Annotated in this window: 17 protein-coding genes; 13 read left to right on the top strand and 4 right to left on the bottom strand. The window is 35.4% G+C overall.

Annotated features, from left to right (window positions below; genetic code table 11):
- Positions 1-127 precede the first annotated feature (127 nt).
- From BW932_RS07975 to BW932_RS07965, 3 genes are all read left to right on the top strand, one after another.
- The gene (locus BW932_RS07975; RefSeq protein WP_076386961.1) at positions 128-574 is read left to right on the top strand and encodes a low molecular weight protein-tyrosine-phosphatase; all 447 of its coding nucleotides are present in this window, start codon (positions 128-130) and stop codon (positions 572-574) included.
- A gap of 83 nt (positions 575-657) precedes the next feature.
- Positions 658-1,356: an SAM-dependent methyltransferase gene (locus tag BW932_RS07970; protein WP_076386960.1), complete on the top strand. Its 699-nt coding sequence runs from the start codon at positions 658-660 to the stop codon at positions 1,354-1,356.
- A gap of 64 nt (positions 1,357-1,420) precedes the next feature.
- Positions 1,421-1,798 (top strand): hypothetical protein, encoded by a 378-nt coding sequence (locus tag BW932_RS07965; RefSeq protein WP_076386959.1) that lies wholly within the window; start codon positions 1,421-1,423, stop codon positions 1,796-1,798.
- A gap of 56 nt (positions 1,799-1,854) precedes the next feature.
- Here the strand turns inward: BW932_RS07965 and BW932_RS07960 are convergent, their stop codons facing one another.
- Together BW932_RS07960 and BW932_RS07955 are read right to left on the bottom strand one after the other, a co-directional pair.
- A complete protein-coding gene (locus BW932_RS07960) occupies positions 1,855-2,712 on the bottom strand; it encodes a DUF4349 domain-containing protein (protein ID WP_076386958.1) in 858 nt (285 codons plus the stop codon).
- Between the two features lie 9 nt (positions 2,713-2,721).
- Positions 2,722-3,195 (bottom strand): Mpo1 family 2-hydroxy fatty acid dioxygenase, encoded by a 474-nt coding sequence (locus tag BW932_RS07955; protein WP_076386957.1) that lies wholly within the window; start codon positions 3,193-3,195, stop codon positions 2,722-2,724.
- Between the two features lie 104 nt (positions 3,196-3,299).
- Between BW932_RS07955 and BW932_RS07950 the strand changes: the two genes are divergently transcribed.
- On the top strand, positions 3,300-4,013 hold the full coding sequence (locus BW932_RS07950) for a class I SAM-dependent methyltransferase (RefSeq protein WP_076386956.1): 714 nt from the start codon (positions 3,300-3,302) through the stop codon (positions 4,011-4,013).
- A gap of 37 nt (positions 4,014-4,050) precedes the next feature.
- Here BW932_RS07950 and metG read toward each other — a convergent pair whose 3' ends face one another.
- Entirely contained in the window at positions 4,051-6,084 is a 2,034-nt protein-coding gene (gene metG, locus BW932_RS07945; protein WP_076386955.1) for a methionine--tRNA ligase, read from the bottom strand.
- 68 nt (positions 6,085-6,152) lie between these two features.
- Positions 6,153-6,359, bottom strand: a complete 207-nt coding sequence (locus BW932_RS07940; RefSeq protein WP_143745530.1) for a hypothetical protein — start codon at positions 6,357-6,359, stop codon at positions 6,153-6,155.
- Positions 6,360-6,837: 478 nt separating this feature from the next.
- On the opposite strand from BW932_RS07940, the gene BW932_RS07935 reads away from it, so the two are divergent.
- From BW932_RS07935 to BW932_RS07895, 9 genes are all read left to right on the top strand, one after another.
- Positions 6,838-9,567, top strand: a complete 2,730-nt coding sequence (locus BW932_RS07935) for a SusC/RagA family TonB-linked outer membrane protein (protein WP_076386953.1) — start codon at positions 6,838-6,840, stop codon at positions 9,565-9,567.
- A gap of 10 nt (positions 9,568-9,577) precedes the next feature.
- Complete coding sequence (locus BW932_RS07930; RefSeq protein WP_076386952.1) at positions 9,578-11,179, top strand: RagB/SusD family nutrient uptake outer membrane protein; 1,602 nt, start codon at positions 9,578-9,580, stop codon at positions 11,177-11,179.
- 27 nt (positions 11,180-11,206) lie between these two features.
- Entirely contained in the window at positions 11,207-12,319 is a 1,113-nt protein-coding gene (locus tag BW932_RS07925; RefSeq protein ID WP_076387026.1) for a SusE domain-containing protein, read from the top strand.
- Between the two features lie 17 nt (positions 12,320-12,336).
- Positions 12,337-13,770: a SusE domain-containing protein gene (locus tag BW932_RS07920; protein WP_076386951.1), complete on the top strand. Its 1,434-nt coding sequence runs from the start codon at positions 12,337-12,339 to the stop codon at positions 13,768-13,770.
- A gap of 78 nt (positions 13,771-13,848) precedes the next feature.
- Positions 13,849-16,005, top strand: a complete 2,157-nt coding sequence (locus BW932_RS07915; protein ID WP_076386950.1) for a glycoside hydrolase family 97 protein — start codon at positions 13,849-13,851, stop codon at positions 16,003-16,005.
- Between the two features lie 59 nt (positions 16,006-16,064).
- Entirely contained in the window at positions 16,065-16,670 is a 606-nt protein-coding gene (locus BW932_RS07910; RefSeq protein WP_076386949.1) for a hypothetical protein, read from the top strand.
- Positions 16,671-16,707: 37 nt separating this feature from the next.
- The gene (locus BW932_RS07905; protein ID WP_076386948.1) at positions 16,708-18,567 is read left to right on the top strand and encodes a glycoside hydrolase family 13 protein; all 1,860 of its coding nucleotides are present in this window, start codon (positions 16,708-16,710) and stop codon (positions 18,565-18,567) included.
- Between the two features lie 61 nt (positions 18,568-18,628).
- Positions 18,629-19,153 (top strand): nuclear transport factor 2 family protein, encoded by a 525-nt coding sequence (locus tag BW932_RS07900; protein ID WP_076387025.1) that lies wholly within the window; start codon positions 18,629-18,631, stop codon positions 19,151-19,153.
- Between the two features lie 93 nt (positions 19,154-19,246).
- Positions 19,247-20,632 (top strand): MFS transporter, encoded by a 1,386-nt coding sequence (locus BW932_RS07895; protein ID WP_076386947.1) that lies wholly within the window; start codon positions 19,247-19,249, stop codon positions 20,630-20,632.
- Positions 20,633-20,692: the final 60 nt, after the last annotated feature.

The raw sequence follows: 20,692 nt of genomic DNA, 5'->3' as shown, positions 1-20,692 counted from the left end.
GAATAGCGATATTCTTCATTTTTTGTTAAAGTCGAATTTTAAAATCGCAATTTTTTTTCTTTATTTTTGCTAAATGCTAAATGCTAAATGCTAATTACCATTTGCTAACTATTTATAACAATCGCTTATGAAAATCCTTATGGTTTGTCTTGGAAATATATGTAGAAGTCCACTTGCAGAAGGGATTTTACAATCAAAGCTTCCCGAAAACTTCGTTGTTGATTCTGCGGGAACAATTGCGATGCACGAAGGAAAAAGTCCTGATCACCGCTCCATTTCTACTGCGAAAAAATATGAAATTGATCTTTCAGCACAAAAATCCAGACCTTTCTCGGCCAAAGATTTTAGAGAGTATGACCGCATTTATTGCATGGATCGTAATAATTTGAAAGATGTTTTGTCATTAGCAGAAAACGATCTTCAACGACAAAAAGTTTCTTTAATTTTAGAAAATAATCAGGAAGTTCCAGATCCTTATTGGGGAACAATGGCTGATTTTGAAAAAGTATATCAGCTTTTAGATGAAACTTGCGAGAAACTTGCAACAAATTTGAAAGAGTCAATTAATAAATAGAAAGTGCCTTCTCAAAAAAAACAAATAGAGCATTTTTCACATCATCACATCATCACATCACCACATCATCAAATCATCAAATTATGCTATTCCTCATTCCCGCTTATCTATCAGAAAATTCACCCCTCGATTATTTCGCACCTTCCATTAAAGAATATATTTTAAAGACCGATTATTTCTTTGTGGAAAATGAAAAAACCGCTCGAAAAGTCATTAAATTTTTTGCTCCCGAAAAAAAACAGGCGGATTTAAAATTGTTTCTTCTCGATAAATATTCAGAACGAAAAGATTTGCAAGAGGCGCAACTTTTAATGAAAAATGGTCAAGATTTTGGCTTGCTTTCGGAAGCTGGACTTCCTTGTATTGCAGATCCAGGAAATTTAATGGTGAAATGGTGTCACGAAAATTCGGTAAAAGTAATTCCTATTAATGGACCTTCTTCGATAATTTTAGCCTTGATTTCAAGTGGATTTAATGGGCAGGAATTTACTTTTCATGGGTATTTGCCGATCGATAAATCGGAAAAAAAAGCAAAGATAAAATGGCTAGAAAATCAGGTAAATTCTACGGGATATTCACAGATTTTCATGGAAACTCCGTACCGAAATAATCCTTTGTTTGAAGACCTTTGCAAGACGCTTTCGCCTCAAATTAAATTATGCATCGCTGCAAATATCAATGATCCGGAAAATGAATTCATTAAAACCCTAACTATTAAAGAATGGCAAAAATCCAAGCCCGAACTGCATAAAATTCCGGCAATTTTTGTGCTGGGCAAATAAAGTTTAACATCTATTAACAGCTCTTTTGCATCATTGTTGTCTCTTACCTGGAAAATAAATTATTATGTCAGAAAAAAAATTAGCTGGACTTTGGATCGATCAAACTAAAGCAGTCGTTGTAAAAAATCATGATGCTCAAAATGCCTTTAAATTTTTCCTGTGTTCGCCAGTAAAAGCAGTGATTCAGCATGGAAATTCAAGTGAAAATGCAGGTAACAATGCAGAGCAGACAAATAAAGCAAAATTCTTCAAAGAAGTAGAACATCTTTTAACAAACTCAGAAGAAGTCTATATTACTGGTCCCGGAACCATGCAGGAAGAACTGAAAAAGCACTTGGAAGAAACAGCACAGTTTAAAAACTTAAAAGTGAAGTTGGGAACTGATCAAAAAATGAGTGATGAACAGTTTTTAGAAGAAGTAAAAAAGCATTACAACGCTTAGATAAAAATTTTGCAAAATAGAAAATCCGGAAATTATTTTTCCGGATTTTTTGTGTTTTATTTTTTACGTCGCCATTTTTTCCAAGCGAAAATCAAGAGGGGAATGATAATAAAAAAGGGCCAAAATGAAATTAATCCGAGTAAAAAACTGACAAAAGAATTCCAACCTTCCGCGATTGAATCACCGAATCTGCTACCAAATCCTATTTTTGAAGTGGCAGAAGTCCGCGCTTTTTCTTTAAATAAAAGCAATTCCAAAGTGCTGTAATTAACGCGGTCATCGATAAAGCGTAATCTTCCTTCGGCAACATCTATTTCATCTTCCAAGGCGCGAATATTTTCCTGAATTTCCAACATGTCTTTCGTTGAAGCAGCATTTTTCAGCATTTCGCGGTATTTTTCTAGGTAGATTCTCTTATTTTCTAGCTTGATGGATACATCGGTATATTCTTCCGTTACATCTTCGGCTTTAACGGTTTTTGCCTCTACTGCACCAATTCCGTCGGAAAAAGAATTGATAATGGCATCGAAATTCTGATGAGGAACCCGAATTACTAAATTGATATTTTCAGATCGATCGGAATTGCGAAAAGTTTCGCTTTGGAGGTAAGCTTTGTTGTTTTTGATAATTTCTGAAACCTTTTTTTTCGCGTCCAATAAATTGGGAACTGCAATTTCCATATCTCCATTTTTAATGATTTTTTTGGAAATGGTATCTGTTTTTTTTGGTGATATTACTTCACCAGGAACTTCGTTTTTTGCGACTTCCATCGGTGGAGGTGGCGTTTCCATTTTAGATGGTGATTCAGGAATTACATCTATTAAACTGGCATTCACGGTAGAATATTTGTCGGTTTTTGTGCAATTCAGAAACACTAAAAGAAACAGAGAAAAAATAGTCTTTTTTAACATCATAAGAATTTTTTAATATTTAAACCCCAATTTCTTTAAAACAAAATGCAGCAACCAAATCGGTCCGATCAGCAGAAATTGTAAATCTTTCAGAAAACTCGGTTTTTTTCCTTCTATTTTGTGACCGTAGAATTGTCCGATCCAGGATAAAACGAAAACTGCAACAAATAAAATCCAGGATTGGTGTTGTAATTTTACATTAACAAAATAGATCAAATGTTCCATTAAAAGCATCACGAATAGCATTATCACGGCAATTCTCCAGGATAAACTGAAATAGTAAACTGTGACCAAAGCAATTGCGATCAGGGAAACAATACTGATCGCACCGAAATACTGAATGAAAAAATGAGGAGCAGGAATGAGCGAAATAAATCCTAAAATAGACCAAAAAATCAGCGGAACACAAATCCAGTGAATTAATTTATTCTTTCTGTTTTGGTGACTTTCGGCATATTCCTTAAAAAGGATATCTATTTTGCGCATTATTTTATTTTTTCAAGACGAATGTAAGAAACTTTTAAATAAATTACAGTATTGCTAATTTTTAAGTTGAATGCTATTTGCTTATTTTTGAAAAAATATTAGAAATGAAAGATTTAATGGGTAAGGCGATTTGGGATTTTTATCAAAATAAAAGTGCAGATGATTTGCTAACAGAAACTTCCATTTCAGAAATCGATGAACTTCCGGTGGAGTATTTTTTTCGGGATTTTGATGAGATGAATTCGCTGGAACAGAAAGCGTTGGAACTTTCTACAGGAAAAATTCTGGATATTGGAGCCGGAGCTGGATCTCACAGTTTATACCTTCAAAATGAAAAAAAATTAGAGGTTTTTGCCTTAGATAATTCCCCAAAATCCGTTGAAGTTTGCCGATTAAGAGGCGTGAAAAATGTTTGGTGTTCGGATATTTTGGATTTTCCGGTCCAGACTTTTGATACGATTTTGCTTTTAATGAATGGAACAGGAATTTTTGAAAGCCTGGATAAAATTGATTTTTATCTGGAAAAATTGCAATCGCTTTTAAATGAAAAAGGGCAGATTCTCATCGACAGTACGGATATTCTCTACATGTACGATCGCGATGAAGACGGCGGAGTAATGGTTCCTGCGGATCGTTATTATGGTGAAGTCGATTATTTTATCCACTATCAATTAGATACAGAAAATCCTACGAAATGGCTTTATTTGGATTTCGAAACCTTTAAAAGAGTTGCGGAAAATAATGGATTTGAAATTGAAAAAATTCTTCAAGAAGAGGATTCTTATCTGGCGAGATTGACAAAAAAAGACCTGAATTAATTTTCAGGTCTTCTTATTTTTAATGTTTTAGAAATTTTTATCCAATCTCAATCCCATTTTCCACCGTTTCAGTCGGCGTTACAAAAACCAGTTTTCCTTCTGCATTATTCGTCAAAAGCAACATTCCCTGAGATTCAATTCCACGGATTTTACGTGGAGCCAAATTCAATAAAATCATCACCTGTTTTCCCACACATTCTTCCGGTGTAAAACTTTCAGCAACTCCGGAAACAACCGTTCTTACGTCAACTCCTGTATCTACAGAGAATTTCAACAATTTATCTGCTTTTTCTACTTTTTCTGCGGTCAAAATTGTTGCAGTTCTAAGATCTATTTTCGTGAAATCATCAAATTGAATTTCGTCTTTCATTGGATTGGCTTTTGGATTGGTTTTTTTGTTGGATTCTTTCGTGTTTTCTAATTTTTGAATCTGAAATTCAATGGTTTCATCTTCAATTTTGGAGAAAAGAAGAGAAGCTTCGTTGATTTGATGTCCGGTTTTAATTAAAACTTTTTCTTCTTTAATTTCGCTCCAACTCAATTGAGAAACATTAAACATTTTCTGTAATTTCTCTGCACTGAAAGGTAAAAACGGTTCGCAAATCTGCGCCAAACCAACTGCGATTTGTGCGGCAATAAATAAAGAATTCGCCGCTTTTTCCGGATCGGTTTTAATGGTTTTCCACGGTTCTTCAATTTGAAGATACTGATTTCCGAAACGCGCCAAATTCATCATCGCGGTTAAAGCATTTCTAAATTCATAATGTTCCAAGAAATTTTCAACTTCGGTTGAAGCTTTGGTAATTTCATTTAATTCTTCTGCACTTTCATTTCCAGCCGGAACAATTCCGTCATAATATTTATGTATCAAAACCGCAACACGATTAATGAAATTTCCGAAAATTCCTACTAATTCTGAATTGTTTTTGGTCTGGAAATCTTTCCACGTGAAATTATTATCCTTCGTTTCTGGAGCGGAAGACAGAAGAGAATAACGCAAAACATCTTGTTGTCCCGGGAATTCTTCAACATATTCATGTGCCCAAACTGCCCAATTACGGGAGGTTGAGATCTTGTCGTTTTCTAAATTTAAAAATTCAAAAGCGGGAACATTTGTTGGCATTTTGTAATCGCCATGCGCTTTCATCATCGCTGGGAAAATAATACAGTGGAAAACGATATTGTCCTTTCCAATGAAATGCACCAAATCAGCGTTGTCATTTTGCCAATAGTCTTTCCAGTCTTTTCCGTTATTTTCTGCCCATTCCTGAGTGAAAGAAATATAGCCAATCGGTGCATCAAACCAAACATAAAGGACTTTTCCTTCTGCATTTGGAAGTGGAACAGGAACGCCCCAATTCAAATCTCTCGTCATTGCACGTGGTTTCAAACCGTCGGTTAACCAGGATTTAACTTGTCCGTAAACATTGGGTTTCCAGTCGTTTTTATGTCCTTCGATGATCCATTCGTTGAGGAAATCTTCATAATCATTCAAAGGAAGATACCAGTTTTTGGTTTCCTTTAAAATAGGAACATTTCCGCTCAGCATAGATTTTGGATTGATCAATTCTGAGGGAGAAAGGGTAGAACCGCATTTTTCGCACTGATCGCCGTAAGCAGTATCGTTGCCACAATTCGGGCAGGTTCCTACGATATATCGGTCTGCGAGAAATTCATTGGCTTGTTCATCGAAATATTGTTCAGAAGTTTCTTCGATGAATTTATCCTTATTATATAATGTTGTGAAAAAATCCTGACTTACTTCTTTGTGTTTTGGAGAAGTCGTTCGGGAATATTCATCAAATGATATTCCTAAATCCTGAAAAGATTTTTTAATGATTTCGTGGTATTGATCGACGATATCTTGTGGAGTTACGCCTTCTTTTTTTGCGCGAATGGTGATAGGAATCCCGTGTTCATCGGAGCCACAAATGAAAGCCACGTCTTTTCCCAATCTTCTGTTGAATCGTGCATAAACATCTGCCGGAATATAAACTCCCGCCAAATGACCTATATGAACCGGACCATTTGCATAAGGCAAAGCTGCGGTAATTAATTTTCTATCCGACATTTTTTTCTTTCTAATTTTTTGCAAAGATAAGGGTTATAAGAGATAATTAAAAATCAATATTTTCTGAATCATTTTTTTTTGGAATTCGCTATTTGATTCTTGTAATTTTTACCGTTTTCGGTGTCGAATAGAACGATGATCTTTATAAATTCTTCTGTAAAACTTGCTTGTTTTTGCAGTACTGCACTTCCTTTTTGTGTTCCAATAGATTTAGGGTTTATTAAATTTTTCAGGAGAATAGTATTTACATCGTTTTTATTGAAATTTAAGATCATATTTCTAAAGGATCGTGCAGTAACTAACCCTTTTTTGAAAAGAATTTGAAGCATATTAATTTTAAATTCGAAAAATGGAAATGTTTAAATAAAAGATCACTTTGGTTAAAATACTGCTGTATATTTTTTTTATTGTTAAACAATTGTTTAGAGTAAGCCAAGAAATGGGTGGTCATGTGTTAAATTGTACAAAAAATGTACAGTTACCGTACTAAATCTGGAGCTGAGATTACTAATTTGCTAAACAAATGTTTAACTATTTGTTAATTTCATAAAGTCTCAAAATGAGAGATTGAGTTGTTAATATATTTGTTTACAGGTGATTAGTTAATTGCGTCGTTTTAAAGATATGATTATAATCAGAAATAATTAACAATTTTAATAAAAATTTAATAATAATTGATTTTTTGTTTAAATTGCAATGCTTTACCAAGGGAAGCAGTTATGTATTGAATATTAATCCTTAAATTTTATTTTTGTGAGAAACTATACTACAGTTTTAAAAATTGCACCGGCCTTCTTATTATTTGCCGGAACAATGTTACACGCACAAACCAAAGATTCAGTTAAAACTGCTGATATCGAACAGGTTGTTCTGATTGGTTATGGGAAACAGAAGAAAACCGATGTTACGGGATCGATCTCTTCTATTTCGTCGAAGGACTTTAATGGTGGAGCGACTTCACCTGCACAATTGATCCAAGGAAAAACTCCTGGAGTTTCTATTACAGGAAATAGTGGTGCGCCAGGTTCTGGTTCTTCCATTAGAATTCGTGGGATTGGTTCACTAGGTGGTTCGCAAGCACCACTTATTGTAATTGATGGGGTACCTCAAGATTTTAGTAAAATTTCTGGTGCAGCTGATCCACTTTCTTTAATTAATCCAAATGATATCGAAACTTTCGATATTTTGAAAGATGCATCTGCAACGGCAATTTATGGTAACAGAGCTTCCAATGGAGTTATTTTGGTAACAACTAAAAGAGGTTCTTCTGGGAAATTTAAAGTGAATTTCTCTACTTTAGCGTCGGTTTCCACAAAAATGAAAAATACCGATGTATTATCTGCGGATGAGTTTAGAGCTTTTGTAAAAGCCAATGCTTCAGCTGCTTATCAAGCTAAATTGGGAACTGCAAACACCAATTGGCAAGATTTAATTTATCAAACTGCAGTAGGAAGCGATAATAATATCGCCTTGTCTGGAGGGATTAAAGTTTTACCATATCGTTTATCCATCGGGTACAACGAACAAAATGGTATTGTGAGAACCAACTCTTTTAAAAGAACTTCGGTAGGTTTAAATTTGACTCCGAAATTTTTTGATAATCACTTATCCGTGACTGTAAATGCAAAAGGTACTTTTACAGATAACAGATTTGCTGCAGATGGAGTGATTAGAAATGCCACTTATTTTGATCCTACACAACCGGTTTATTCAGGAAACTCTAATTATGGAGGATATTATGAATGGTTACTGAATGGAGGTTTGAATGTGAACGGAAATCCAAATCCACTGGCTCAATTAGATGCAACCCGAGATATTTCTTCTATTTGGAGAGGTTTAGGGAATATTCAGTTGGATTATAAGTTCCATTTTTTACCAGACTTACATTTCAATGTAAACGCAGGTTATGATTATACAAAAGCCAACGGTTCAAAAAGAGAAAGTGGCTTGTACAAAACTGCATTTGCGGATAAAGGACGTTCAAGAGCTTACTCTCAGGAAAAGGAAAATAAATTGCTAGAAACGTATTTGAGTTATACCAAAACGATTTCTTCTATTAATACCAATGTAGATTTAGTGGGAGGTTATGCTTATCAAAATTTCTACAGAGCAGATCCTTATGCCCCAACTTATAATGGTAATAATGTAGCACCACCAGTTGGAAGAGATTTCGCAACCAGAAATGTTCTTTTATCTTTTTATGGTCGTGGTATTTTTACCATTGCTAATAAATATATTATTTCTGCTTCGATTAGAAGAGATGGTTCTTCTAGATTCTACAATGGCACCAAAGATAACGTTTGGGGAAATTTCCCAGGAGTTTCTGTAGGTTGGAAGCTTAATGAAGAGAGTTTCTTAAAAGGAAAAGGAATCAATACTTTAAAATTAAGAGCTGGTTGGGGTAAAACCGGTAATCAGGAACTTTCAGATAATGATTATGCAGCTTCTGGTTCATACAACCTGAGTAATGGTGGTGCTCAATATTATTTAGGGGACTCTTTTTATCAAATGTATCGTCCAAATATTTTTAATCCAAATTTAACTTGGGAAATTACTACTACCAAAAACGTTGGTTTAGATTATGGTTTCGCGAAGAACAGAATTTTTGGATCAATTGACTTGTTTCAAAAAACGGCCGATAAACTTTTAGTAAGCGGTGCACCAATCGCAGCAGGAGATGTATCTAACAACAATAATTTGAATGTTGGGGTGATGGATTCTAAAGGTATTGAAGGTTCAATTACCGTAGTTCCTATCAAAACAGAAGATACGACCTTGGAGCTTTCTTTCAACGCAACGCATTACGATTCTACAATTAAAGAACTTTCTCAAGGTGCAGATGATTCTTTTTTCTTAACAGTTGGAGATATTGCAGGTGGAGTAGGTAATACCATTCAAGCACATGCAGTTGGTTATCAACCTTACGCATTTTACGTATACCAACAAGTTTACGACAATGCAGGGAACCCATTAGATGGCGTTTTTGTAGATCGAAATGGAGACGGAAAAATTAATAATTCTGATAAATATTATTATAAATCTACACAACCAGATGCGATTTTAGGTTTCAGTACTAAATTTTCTCATAAAAATTGGGATGCCGGTTTCAGCGCAAGAGCCGTAATTGGAAATTATGTATATAATAATGCAGCTTCTAACAGTTCTTTGCAATCTGCAGCAACCAATGAATATTTGCAAAACGTGTACTCAACTGCGGTAAACAATCAATTTGCTACACCACAGTATTTCTCAGATCTATTCATTGAAAATGCTTCTTTCTTCCGTTTAGATAATGTAAATTTAGGTTATACTTTCCGTGATGTACTTTCTACAGGTTCTTCTTTAAGAGTTTATGGAATGGCACAGAACGTACTAGTAATTACGAAATACACTGGAGTTGATCCAGAGGTTTTCGGTGGTATTGACAATGGTTATTATCAAATGCCAAGAGTGTATTCATTAGGACTTAACTTTAATTTTTAATTAAAAGAAAATGAAAATTTATTCAAAAAGAATTAAAACAATAATAGCAGCAGCTTCTGTGGTTGCTTTATTTTCTACGACCTCATGTGTAAGAGATTTGGAACAAACTTCAATTTCAAATGATACAGCACAAGTAGTTTATGGGAATTTTGCCAATTATCCAAATGCTTTGGCAAAATTATATGGTGGTTTTGCTCATGGTGGTCAAGATGGCGGCGGCGGAAATCCCGATATCAATGGTATTGATGCCAACTTTTCACAGTATACAAGACAGCTTTTCACCATGCAGGTTTTGTCAACAGACGAAGCAGTAATTGCGTGGAATGATGGTACTTTGCAATCCATTCACAAAATGAATTGGGATGCTTCCAGCGAATATGTAAGTGCATTTTATTATAGAGTTTTTACAGAGATCGCTTTCTGTAATGATTTTATCCGTAATACAACCGATGAGAAATTAGCGGCTAATAATATTACTGGAGCAAATTTGATCGAAGCAAAATCCATGAGAACTGAAGCAAGATATTTAAGAGCTTTAGCTTATTATCATGCCTTAGATTTATTCGGAAATGTACCTTTTCCAACAGAAACCAATATGCCGGTTGGATCATCTACTCCTCCGCCAAGAATTTTGAGAGCAGATCTATTTAAATATGTAGAAGCTGAATTATTAGCTTGTTCAAATGAACTTAAAGCTCCGAAATCTTCTTATGGAAGAGCAGATAAAGCTGCAGCATGGTCACTTTTAGCAAGACTTTATTTGAATGCTAAAGTGTATACCGGAGTTGATAGAAGTAAAGACTGTATCACTTATTGCGAAAAAGTAATTGGTGGTGGATATGGTTTGAAAACTAAATACGAAGATTTATTCCTTGCAGACAACGAAAAAAACAATCCAGAAGTTATTTTCCCAATTGTTTTTGATGGTTTGAAAGCTCAATCATACGGTGGTAGTACTTATTTGGTACATGCTTCAGTAGGTGGAACAATGGATGCAAAATCTTTTGGAATCAACGGTGGTTGGTCTGGTTTAAGAACTACTAAAGCGTATGTCAACCTTTTCGGTGGAGCCGGATCAAGCGATTTGCGTGGAAATTTCTATACCAATAAACAAACTTTGGAGATTGAAGATTTAGGTAATTTTTCTAATGGATATCCGTTCGTGAAATTTAAAAATGTTACCAGTACAGGAGCAGAAGGACAAGATGGACCAACTAAAGGTTCTGGGAATTTTGTAGATACCGATATTCCAATGTTCAGATTAGCAGATATTTATCTGATGTACGCTGAAGCAAACCTCAGAGGAGGTGGTGGAAGTGCGGCAACTGCATTAGGATATGTAAATGCTTTAAGAACTAGAGCAGGTGCATTACCAGTTGCTTCTCTTAATTTAAACTTTATTCTTGATGAAAGAGGTAGAGAATTAGGTTGGGAAATGACCAGAAGAACAGATCTTGTTCGATATGGCAAATTTACTACTGCAGCTTATTTATGGCCTTGGAAAGGAGGTGTAAAAGATGGTCAAGCGGTAGAAGACTACAGAAATCTTTACCCAATTCCGGCAAAAGATATTATTGCTAATCCGAACTTAGTTCAAAACACGGGTTATTAATTTTAATTTTAAATGACTTTTTACAAAATGAAAAATAAATATATCATTAATGCATTTGCTGCATTACTTCTGATGATCGGCTTAACTTCATGTGACAACCGAGAATTAGTACAAGTAGACAATAGTGCTGCACCAATCGCAATGGATCTATCTGCAGAACATATTTTTTTAGATAAAAATTATCCAGATAATCCTGCGCTTAACGTTTCTTGGACTCAAGCTGCATACACGGTACCTGTAGAAGTGAATTACAAAATTGAAGCTTCGAAAGACAAGGATTTTAAAACTCCTTATGTTTTAGGAACAGTAGCACAATCCCTTAGAACGGCAACTTATACAGTAAGTCAGCTTAATACGGCTGCACAAACGATTGGTTTGACAAAAAACATTGAAGGAAAAATGTTTTTAAGAGTAATTTCTGCTTTAGGAGCTAATCAAATTAAGGCAGTTTCCAATGTAACTACTGTAAATGTTACTCCTTATGCATTAGAATATCCAAACTTCTTCCTCGTAGGAGCAGCTTCTTACGTTGGTTGGAATTCGGGAGTGGCACAAGCTTTATACAAAATGGATAATTTTTCTTATATCTACACTTACTTATCTCAAGAAAGTTTCAGATTTTTAGGTCAACAAGCTTGGAGTCCTATTAATTATAGTATTGATAATCCTGGAACAGATGCTGCAAGTAGATACTTTAAACAAACTTCCGCAAACATCGTTTTTTCTGATCGTGAAAATATGAAATTTACGGGCGCAGCTGGAATCTATAAAATAGAAATTAATGCTGATGGAGCAGTACAGTCACTCAATGCAACCGCTTCTCCACTAGGTTTTGAATATCCGAATCTATATGTAGTAGGAAGTTTGAACGGATGGAATGCTGCAAACGCAATTCCAATGACTAGAAAATCAGAAGGCGTTTTCGAATTGACCACTACTTTAGGTGCAAATACGGAAATGAAATTTTTAGGTCAACAAGCATTCGCAAGCTTAGAATGGGGAAATATCCTAAAAAACAACAACGGAAATTCTGGTTTTTTAGGTCCTAAAGAGGATAATTCAAATATCGTTTTTAATGGAAATGGTGGTTCTTACAAAATTACCGTGAACCTGAAAGCAGGAACATATACTATTGAATAATAATAAGAAGATTTAACATGAAAAATATATTTAAAATTTTAATGGTATTGTTTTTACCATTACTTCTTCTAAACTCATGTAGAGATGAAGCTGATAAAAACTGGACCAGCACAGAAAGTTCAATAAAATTGTATAATACAACTTTGAGCAGCAACACCCTTTATCCTACAATGGATGGAAACAGTTTCCGTTTAACTTGGGATGCAGCAAATGGTGCAACTGGAACTTATACGGTACAATTTTCTAAAACCGCAGATTTCAAAACACCTGTAACTTTTGCAACTACCACAAAAAATGCATACACAAGTACCATTAGTGCTTTAAACACTGCGCTTTTACAACAAGGATTTTCGCCGTATACACAAACTTTACTTTACATTAGAGTAATTTCGGGAACCAATGTTTCCAACATGATTTCAGTGGGAATTACTCCTTATCCTGTTGCAATTCCTGTAATTACAAGTCCAACAGTTGGTCAAGCAATTGTTTTAGATGCTGCAAATCCTAACGTAAATGCAGCTACCGTAAAATGGACTGATTATGATTATGGAGTACCAGTAACCTATAACGTAGAAATTGCTCCAAAAAATTCTACTTCATTTGTTTCCGGTGGAACAACTACAGATGTGAAAGAATTGATATGGACTAACTTTCAACTCAATGATGCTGCTTTAAAATTAGGTTTAGCAGTGGGCGTTGCAAGTGAAGTTCAGGTTCGTGTAACAGCAGCAACAACTTCTGCAGGTGGAAATATTTCAAAAACTTCTGAAATTGTTCTATTCAAAGTAACTCCTTATCAACCAGCTTACGTAGATTTCTATTTAGTTGGTGATGGAACAGCTGTTGGTTGGAGCGATACAAAAGCGCAATTGTTGAAAAATAACAATAATATTTCAGAAATTTATACCTATTTGCAAAATGATGGCTTATTTAGATTTCTTGGTCAACAAGCTTGGAATCCAATTAACTACAGTTTAAATGCTTCAGGTATTAATGATAGCTACAAGTATTTCACAACTTGGTCTAGTAATTTACAAGCTTCGGGAAATGAAAATATTAAATTTACTGGCGATTCTGGAATGTACAAAATAACGATTGATCAAAATTCAAGAAACATTACTGTAACTCCTTCTGCGATCCCAACTTTACCAACTGATCTTTATTTGGTAGGTTCTATACAAGGTTGGAACCCAACTACAGCGATCCCTATGAACCAAGTAGGAGATGGTCTTTATGAATATTCCATCGCAATTCCAGATAATTCTGAATTCAAATTTATTGGTCAGCAATCTTGGGGAGAACTAGATTGGGGAAATATTCACACTGGTGGAAACTCTGGGTTCTTAGGACCAAAAGGAGATAATGACAATATCAAGTTTAATGGTGGTGGTAATATGTATAAAATTACAGCAAACGTTAAATTGGGAACTTATAAACTTACGCCACTATAAAAAAAGCGTTATAATCCAAAGAAACTGTTGCTTTATAGCAGCAGTTTTTTTATTTTTAATGAATCTTAAATTTGTACGATGAAAAATTTGAAAACTTCTGTGTTTTTTCTTTTATTAGGAACTTTTCTTTCTAATGCTCAATCTTTAAAATCTCCCGATGGTAAATTTGAAATGAATTTTCAATTGAAAACAGGAGTCCCTTACTATAACTTAAAATATGAGGGAAAAACAGTGGTTGAAGACTCTAAGTTAGGTTTAAGGCTTTTAAAAGATGGAAATATTCAATTTGCCTCAGAAATTGAAAATAAAGATCAAAAAGGCAAAAATTTAGACAACGGTTTCACCAAAACTGCTGAAAAATTTGATACCAAAGATGAAACTTGGAATCCAATAATGGGCGAAAAAAAATCCTATATTAATCATTATAATGAATTGGCAGTAACTTTAAACCAAAAAGCAAACGATCGGTATATTGTCGTGAAATTCCGTTTGTTTAATGATGGTTTGGGTTTTAGATATGAATTTCCTGAACAGAAAAATCTCAATTATTTTATCATTAAAGAGGAAGATTCCGAGATCGATTTGCCGACCGATATGAAAGCATGGTGGCTTGCCGGAGATTATGATTCCGAGGAATATCCAACCCAAACTTCCAATCTCTCCGAAGTTCCTGCAAAATGGCCCACTTCTTATGATGGAAATGCCTCCCAAACTTTAATTAAAAATGGCGTGCAAATGCCTTTAATGTTGAAAAAAGAAGGGAAAGATCAACTGTATATGAATATTTCAGAAGCTGCCGTGATCAATTACGCAGCTTCAAATCTCGACCTTGATGCGACCAATTTTAAATTTAAAACCCATTTAACTCCGGATGGACAAGGCGCAAAAGGGTATATCCAAACTCCCGCCGTTTCTCCGTGGCGAACCATTATCGTTTCTCCAAAAGCTGAAGAGGTTTTAGCTTCGAAGATGATTTTTAATCTAAATGAACCAACGCAGTACAAAGACACTTCCTACATTCATCCCACAAAATACATGGGTGTTTGGTGGGAAATGATCATCGGAAAATCAAACTGGTCTTATTCCACCACGAATAATGTGCACATCGGGAAAACAGATTTTTCTAAACTAACGCCCAATGGAAAACACGCTGCGAACAACACGAAAGTGAAAGAATACATCGATTTCGCTTCTGCAAATGGTTTCGATGCTTTGCTCATCGAAGGTTGGAACACCGGTTGGGAAGATTGGTTCGGTCACAGCAAAGAATTTGTTTTTGATTTTATTACGCCGTATCCAGATTTCGACCTTAAAATGTTGAACGATTACGCACATTCCAAAAATATAAAATTGATGATGCATCATGAAACCTCAGGTTCGGCGGCAAATTACGAAAGATGGGCAGATCCAGCGTTTCAATTAATGAATAAATACGGGTATGAATCCGTGAAAACCGGTTATGTAGGGAATATTATTCCACGTGGTGAACATCATTTTTCCCAGTGGACCATCAATCATTACCAAAGAATTGTAGAAAAAGCCAACGATTACAAAATCATGGTGAACTCTCACGAATCAATTCGTCCAACCGGTTTAAGCCGTACTTATCCAAACTGGATCGGTGCAGAAGCAGCTCGTGGAACAGAATTCGAAGCTTTCGGAGGAAATAATCCCGATCACCAAACGATTTTACCTTTTACCAGATTTATGGGTGGACCGATGGATTATACTCCAGGAATTTTCCAAACTAAACTCGATTATTACTTTCCTGGAGACACCCGTTTTGTGAAAACCACTTTGGTGAAACAGTTAGCGCTGTATGTTGTGATGTATTCTCCGCTTCAAATGGCGGCAGATTTACCCGAAAATTACGCGAAACACATGGATGCTTTTCAATTCATCAAAGATGTTGCGGTAGATTGGGATGATACCAAGATTTTATCAGCAGAACCGGGAGATTACATTCATACTGCTAGAAAAACCAAAGGAAAAGACGAATGGTTTGTTGGCGGAATCACCGATGAAAACGCCAGAAATTACACCGTAGATTTCTCTTTCCTGCCAAAAGGAAAAAAATATGAAGCCACGGTTTATGCAGATGGCGACGATGCCGATTATGTGAAAAATCCGCAATCATATAAAATCTATAAGAAAACTGTAACCAGCACATCCAAACTTCCTATGAAATTAGTGAGAAGCGGTGGTTACGCGATTTCTGTGAAGCCTGTAAAGTAGAAATGTAGGAAACCTTATAGGTTTTTAAAACCTATAAGGTTTTAAGTAAAATTTCGAAAATGGAAACAAAAACTTCTCTTTATGAAAACTTTGAATTTGAGCAGACTTATCATTTGTTTACAAGGGTCAGTGGAAATGAATTAATTTTTCGGAAAGAAGGTAATTATGATTATTTTTTGAGGCAACTTTCAAAATACTTGCTTCCGTATTTAGAAATATATGCTTATTGTTTAGTTCCTCAACGGCTTAGTTTATTGATTTGCTTTCGATCCAAAAATGAAATTTTTAAACATTTCGATTTACCCGAAAACGAAATGTCGGCGGAGCAGGAACATAAATTTTTAATGCAACCGATAAGCAATTTGCTCAATTCTTATTCAAAAGCATATAACAAAATGTTTCAGAGAAAAGGTGCCTTGTTTATTGATTATATTAAAAGAGAAAGAATAGATGAGGAAGGTCAATTAAAAAATATTTTCAAAGACATTCATCAAATTCCTTTGCAGCATCAATTCGTTAAAAGTTCGGAAGAATGGAAATATTCGTCATTTAATGCGTATTTGAATGCAAATAAATCTACGAAAGTAAGCAAGAATTTTATGCTGGGCTTTTTCGAAAATACGCAAGATTTAATTCAATTTCATAAAATAATTCAAACCTTATAGGTTTTTAAAACCTATAAGGTTTCCCTAAAATAAAAAAATGAAAAAAACTCTTTTATTTTTACTCATTTCTGTGTTTTCCTTTGCCCAGATCCAAAAAGTAGAACCCGCTTTCTGGTGGCACAAAATGAAAAATCCTGAACTTCAGATCCTCGTTTACGGAAAAGATATTTCCAAATATCAGGTGGAACTTTCCGATCAAATTCAGATCAAAAACCTTACGAAAACTGAAAATCCAAACTATGTTTTCATCACCGTAAATACTGAGGAGGTTAAAAATTCATCTTTTAAAATCAATCTCAAAAACGGAAATAAAACCCTCGATTCTTACACCTACGAACTGAAGAATAGAATTCCAAAATCTGCAGAACGGGAATCTTTTTCTTCCAAAGATGTCATGTATTTGATCATGCCCGATCGTTTTGCAAACGGCGATATTTCCAACGATTCTCAACCTAATTTAACTGAAAAATCAGATCGGACTTTACCCAGCGGAAGACACGGCGGCGATTTGCGTGGCATCATCAACAATTTGGATTATTTGCAAAATTTGGGCGCAACAGCACTTTGGCTGACTCCCGCAAATGAGGACAACGAAAAGAAAACTTCTTATCACGGTTACGCGCAAACCGATTTGTACAAAATCGATGGACGCTATGGAACCAATGAAGAATATCTGGAGCTTTCCCGCAACCTTCAAAAACGGGGAATGATGCTGATTCAGGATTATGTGACCAATCATTGGGGAATTTCGCATTGGATGATTCAGGATTTACCGACCAAAGACTGGATTCATCAATTCAAAGATGGCGAAGGAAAATATGGGTTCAAAAGATCGAATTACAGAACAACTTCCCAGTTCGATACCAATGTTGCAGAGATCGATAAACAGGAAGCTTTAAACGGTTGGTTCGATACCACAATGCCGGATTTGAATCAAAGCGATCCTTTGGTTTTGAAATATCTCACGCAAAATGCAATTTGGTGGATCGAATACGCTGAACTTGGAGGTTTGCGAGTAGATACGTATCCATACAACGATAAAATTGCCATGGCAAAATGGGCAAAAGCAATTACCGACGAATACCCAAAATTTAATATTGTCGGCGAAGCGTGGATGTATAATCCGGCGCATATTTCCTATTGGCAAAAAGATTCAAAGATTGCAGCCATTGACAATTACAACTCTTACCTTCCATCAGTGATGGATTTTACGCTGTATACCGAATTACCAAATGCGTTGAAAGAAGAAGAAAGTTGGGACAAAGGAATGATCAAAATTTACAATTCTTTCGGTAATGATTTTTTGTATCCAAACATTAATACTATTCTCGTCTTCTTTGAAAACCACGATACAGAAAGGTTTAATGAGATTTTTAAAGGAGATCTTCGGTATTACAAAATGGCTTTAACTTTAATGGCGACCGTTCGCGGAATTCCCCAAATCTATTACGGTTCCGAGATCGGAATGCGTGGCGATAAAAATAAAGGCGGTGATGCAGATATTCGCAAGGATTTTCCTGGCGGTTGGAAAGGTGATTCTCAAAACGCTTTTGATCCAAAAACACAGACTGCAGAACAGAAAGGATTTCATGATTTTACCCAAAAACTACTGAACTGGCGAAAAGGGAAAAATGTGATTCACTCCGGGAAAACCAAACATTACATGCCGAAGGAAAAAGTGTATGTGTACTTCAGATTTAATGAAAAGGAAAACGTAATGGTCATCATTAATAACAATGAAAAAGACCAATCTCTTGATTTAAGTCGTTTCTCTGAATCCATACAGGGAATTACCAAAGGAAAAGACGTTATTTCCGGAAAAGAATTCTCCATTTCAAGTGAAAATAAAATGACTGTTTCCGGAAAATCTTCCCTAATTTTAGAACTTCAAAAATAAAATCGGTTTAGATTTCAATTGCCATGCTGAGTTTCTCGACGCATCTATAACTTTAATGATTATGAATAAAAATATCGCTTTCACAGTAATTACGTGTTTTCTGCTTCTTTCAAATTCATTGTTCTCTCAAAAGAAAGGGTTTTATGAAAATGTGCAGAAAAAAAATGTTTCCAAAGTTTTAGATGATCTCAACGCTTTTGCAGCGAATGCAGACTATAAAAACTATTTCGATCTTTTCGCCACAGAATCCAGCTTTATCGGAACGGATGCTACGGAAGTCTGGAACAAAAAGGAGTTCATGGATTGGTCTAAACCTTTTTTTGATAAAGGAAAAGCTTGGAGTTTTACTTCGTTAAAAAGAAATATTTCCTTCAGTTCTGATGGAAAATACGCCTGGTTCGATGAATTACTCGATACCCAAATGAAACTTTGTAGAGGAAGTGGAGTTCTCGAAAAAACAGGAAACCAATGGAAAATTAAACAATATGTTTTATCGCAAACCATTCCAAACGATGTTAATGATGAGGTCATCAAAATAAAATCACCCATCGAAGATCCAATGATTTCCAATTTAAAGAAAAATTAATTTAATTTTCAACCATCAACCATCAACCATCAACCATCAAGCATCAAGCATCAAGCATCAAGCATCAAGCATCAACCATCCAACACTAAACATATGTCTCAAAAAATAAAACCAAATCTTTCCATCGCTCAAATTATCAACATGAGTATGGGTTTTCTCGGAATTCAAATGGCTTTTGGGTTACAAAACGGAAATGCAAGTAGGATCCTCGCCAATTTAGGTGCAGATGTTCACGAACTTTCTTGGTTCTGGCTCGTTGCGCCAATTACGGGATTAATTGTACAGCCAATCATCGGTCACATGGGAGATAACACGTGGAGTCCACTTGGACGAAGAAAACCTTATTTTCTAATCGGTGCCGTTTTGTGCGCCATAGGTTTGGTCCTTTTACCCAACGCTGCTTCCGTTACGCACTTGATTGCGGCAAATGTATTATTATTGGCCGTGATTTTCTTAGCAATGATGGATTTTTCCGTTAATATTGCGATGGAACCTTTCCGCGCTTTGGTCGGAGACATGTTGCCTAAACATCAGGGAACTTTAGGTTTTTCTATTCAAACTATTTTAATTGGTGTCGGTGCCGTGATTGGATCTGAAATGCCAAATTGGCTTACGAAGTTAGGGGTTTCTAATGTTGCTCCGGAAGGTTTCGTTGCAGATAACGTTATATACGCATTTTATGTAGGAGCAGCGGTCTTAATGATTTCAATTTTGTACACCATTTTTACTACCCGAGAATATTCACCGAAAGAATTTGCAGAATTTGCTGGCGAAAAAGAAGGCGGCGAAGAGCCTTCCAAATTTACCGATATGTTCAAGGATTTTGCCAATATTCCTGCCTTAATGAAGAAATTGGGAATCGTTCAATTCTTTTCTTGGTTTGCCTTATTTACGATGTGGGTTTTTACAACAAGTGCTTTAGCGACCCATCAATTCGGACTTTCACCAGATGATACCAAATCTTTAGAATTCAACAAAGCCGGTGATTTAACCGGGCATTTATTCGGACTTTACAATTTGTTTGCGATTCCTTTTGCCTTCCTTTTAACGCCTATCGCTAAGAAAATTGGTAAAAAGCAAACCCATGCTTTAGCCTTGTTTTGCGGAGGTTTGGGATTGATTTCAATGTTTTTTATCAAAGACACCGGAATGTTATGGATTTCCATGATAGGTTTAGGTTTTGCGTGGGCAAGTATTTTGGCAATGCCGTATGCAATGTTGATTGATGCCATTCCTCTAAGAAAAATGGGTGTTTATATGGGGATTTTTAATTTCTTTATTGTAATGCCACAAATCATCAATGGTATTTTTGGCGGACCAGTTGTGAAAAATCTTTTTGGAAACATGGCGATGGATTACGTCGTAGTAGGCGGAGTTTGTATGTTGATTGCTGCAGCAGTAACCATGTTTCTCATTAAAAATGAAGAAAGTGATACGCCTAAAGAATTAGAAAATGAAATTCAACAGGTGCACTTTTAGCAGCACGTTATTTTAAAATTGAGATCCGCTTTTTTGGCGGATTTTTTTTTGATCGAATTT

The sequence above is a fragment of the Kaistella chaponensis genome (assembly GCF_900156725.1).
Lineage (GTDB): Bacteria > Bacteroidota > Bacteroidia > Flavobacteriales > Weeksellaceae > Kaistella > Kaistella chaponensis.
The sequence above is the reverse complement of the archived record's forward strand: the minus strand, read 5'-3'. Positions and strand labels throughout refer to the sequence as shown.

Excerpts from the sequence above, each read along its gene's own strand:
- BW932_RS07955 (WP_076386957.1), bottom strand. The coding sequence starts at position 3,195 with ATGCGCAAAATAGATATCCTTTTTAAGGAATATGCCGAAAGTCACCAA.
- metG (WP_076386955.1), bottom strand. The coding sequence starts at position 6,084 with ATGTCGGATAGAAAATTAATTACCGCAGCTTTGCCTTATGCAAATGGT.
- BW932_RS07975 (WP_076386961.1), top strand. The coding sequence starts at position 128 with ATGAAAATCCTTATGGTTTGTCTTGGAAATATATGTAGAAGTCCACTT.
- BW932_RS07970 (WP_076386960.1), top strand. The coding sequence starts at position 658 with ATGCTATTCCTCATTCCCGCTTATCTATCAGAAAATTCACCCCTCGAT.
- BW932_RS07950 (WP_076386956.1), top strand. The coding sequence starts at position 3,300 with ATGAAAGATTTAATGGGTAAGGCGATTTGGGATTTTTATCAAAATAAA.
- BW932_RS07965 (WP_076386959.1), top strand. The coding sequence starts at position 1,421 with ATGTCAGAAAAAAAATTAGCTGGACTTTGGATCGATCAAACTAAAGCA.
- BW932_RS07930 (WP_076386952.1), top strand. The coding sequence starts at position 9,578 with ATGAAAATTTATTCAAAAAGAATTAAAACAATAATAGCAGCAGCTTCT.
- BW932_RS07910 (WP_076386949.1), top strand. The coding sequence starts at position 16,065 with ATGGAAACAAAAACTTCTCTTTATGAAAACTTTGAATTTGAGCAGACT.
- BW932_RS07940 (WP_143745530.1), bottom strand. The coding sequence starts at position 6,359 with ATGATCTTAAATTTCAATAAAAACGATGTAAATACTATTCTCCTGAAA.
- BW932_RS07920 (WP_076386951.1), top strand. The coding sequence starts at position 12,337 with ATGAAAAATATATTTAAAATTTTAATGGTATTGTTTTTACCATTACTT.
- BW932_RS07900 (WP_076387025.1), top strand. The coding sequence starts at position 18,629 with ATGAATAAAAATATCGCTTTCACAGTAATTACGTGTTTTCTGCTTCTT.
- BW932_RS07915 (WP_076386950.1), top strand. The coding sequence starts at position 13,849 with ATGAAAAATTTGAAAACTTCTGTGTTTTTTCTTTTATTAGGAACTTTT.
- BW932_RS07895 (WP_076386947.1), top strand. The coding sequence starts at position 19,247 with ATGTCTCAAAAAATAAAACCAAATCTTTCCATCGCTCAAATTATCAAC.
- BW932_RS07925 (WP_076387026.1), top strand. The coding sequence starts at position 11,207 with ATGAAAAATAAATATATCATTAATGCATTTGCTGCATTACTTCTGATG.
- BW932_RS07905 (WP_076386948.1), top strand. The coding sequence starts at position 16,708 with ATGAAAAAAACTCTTTTATTTTTACTCATTTCTGTGTTTTCCTTTGCC.
- BW932_RS07960 (WP_076386958.1), bottom strand. The coding sequence starts at position 2,712 with ATGATGTTAAAAAAGACTATTTTTTCTCTGTTTCTTTTAGTGTTTCTG.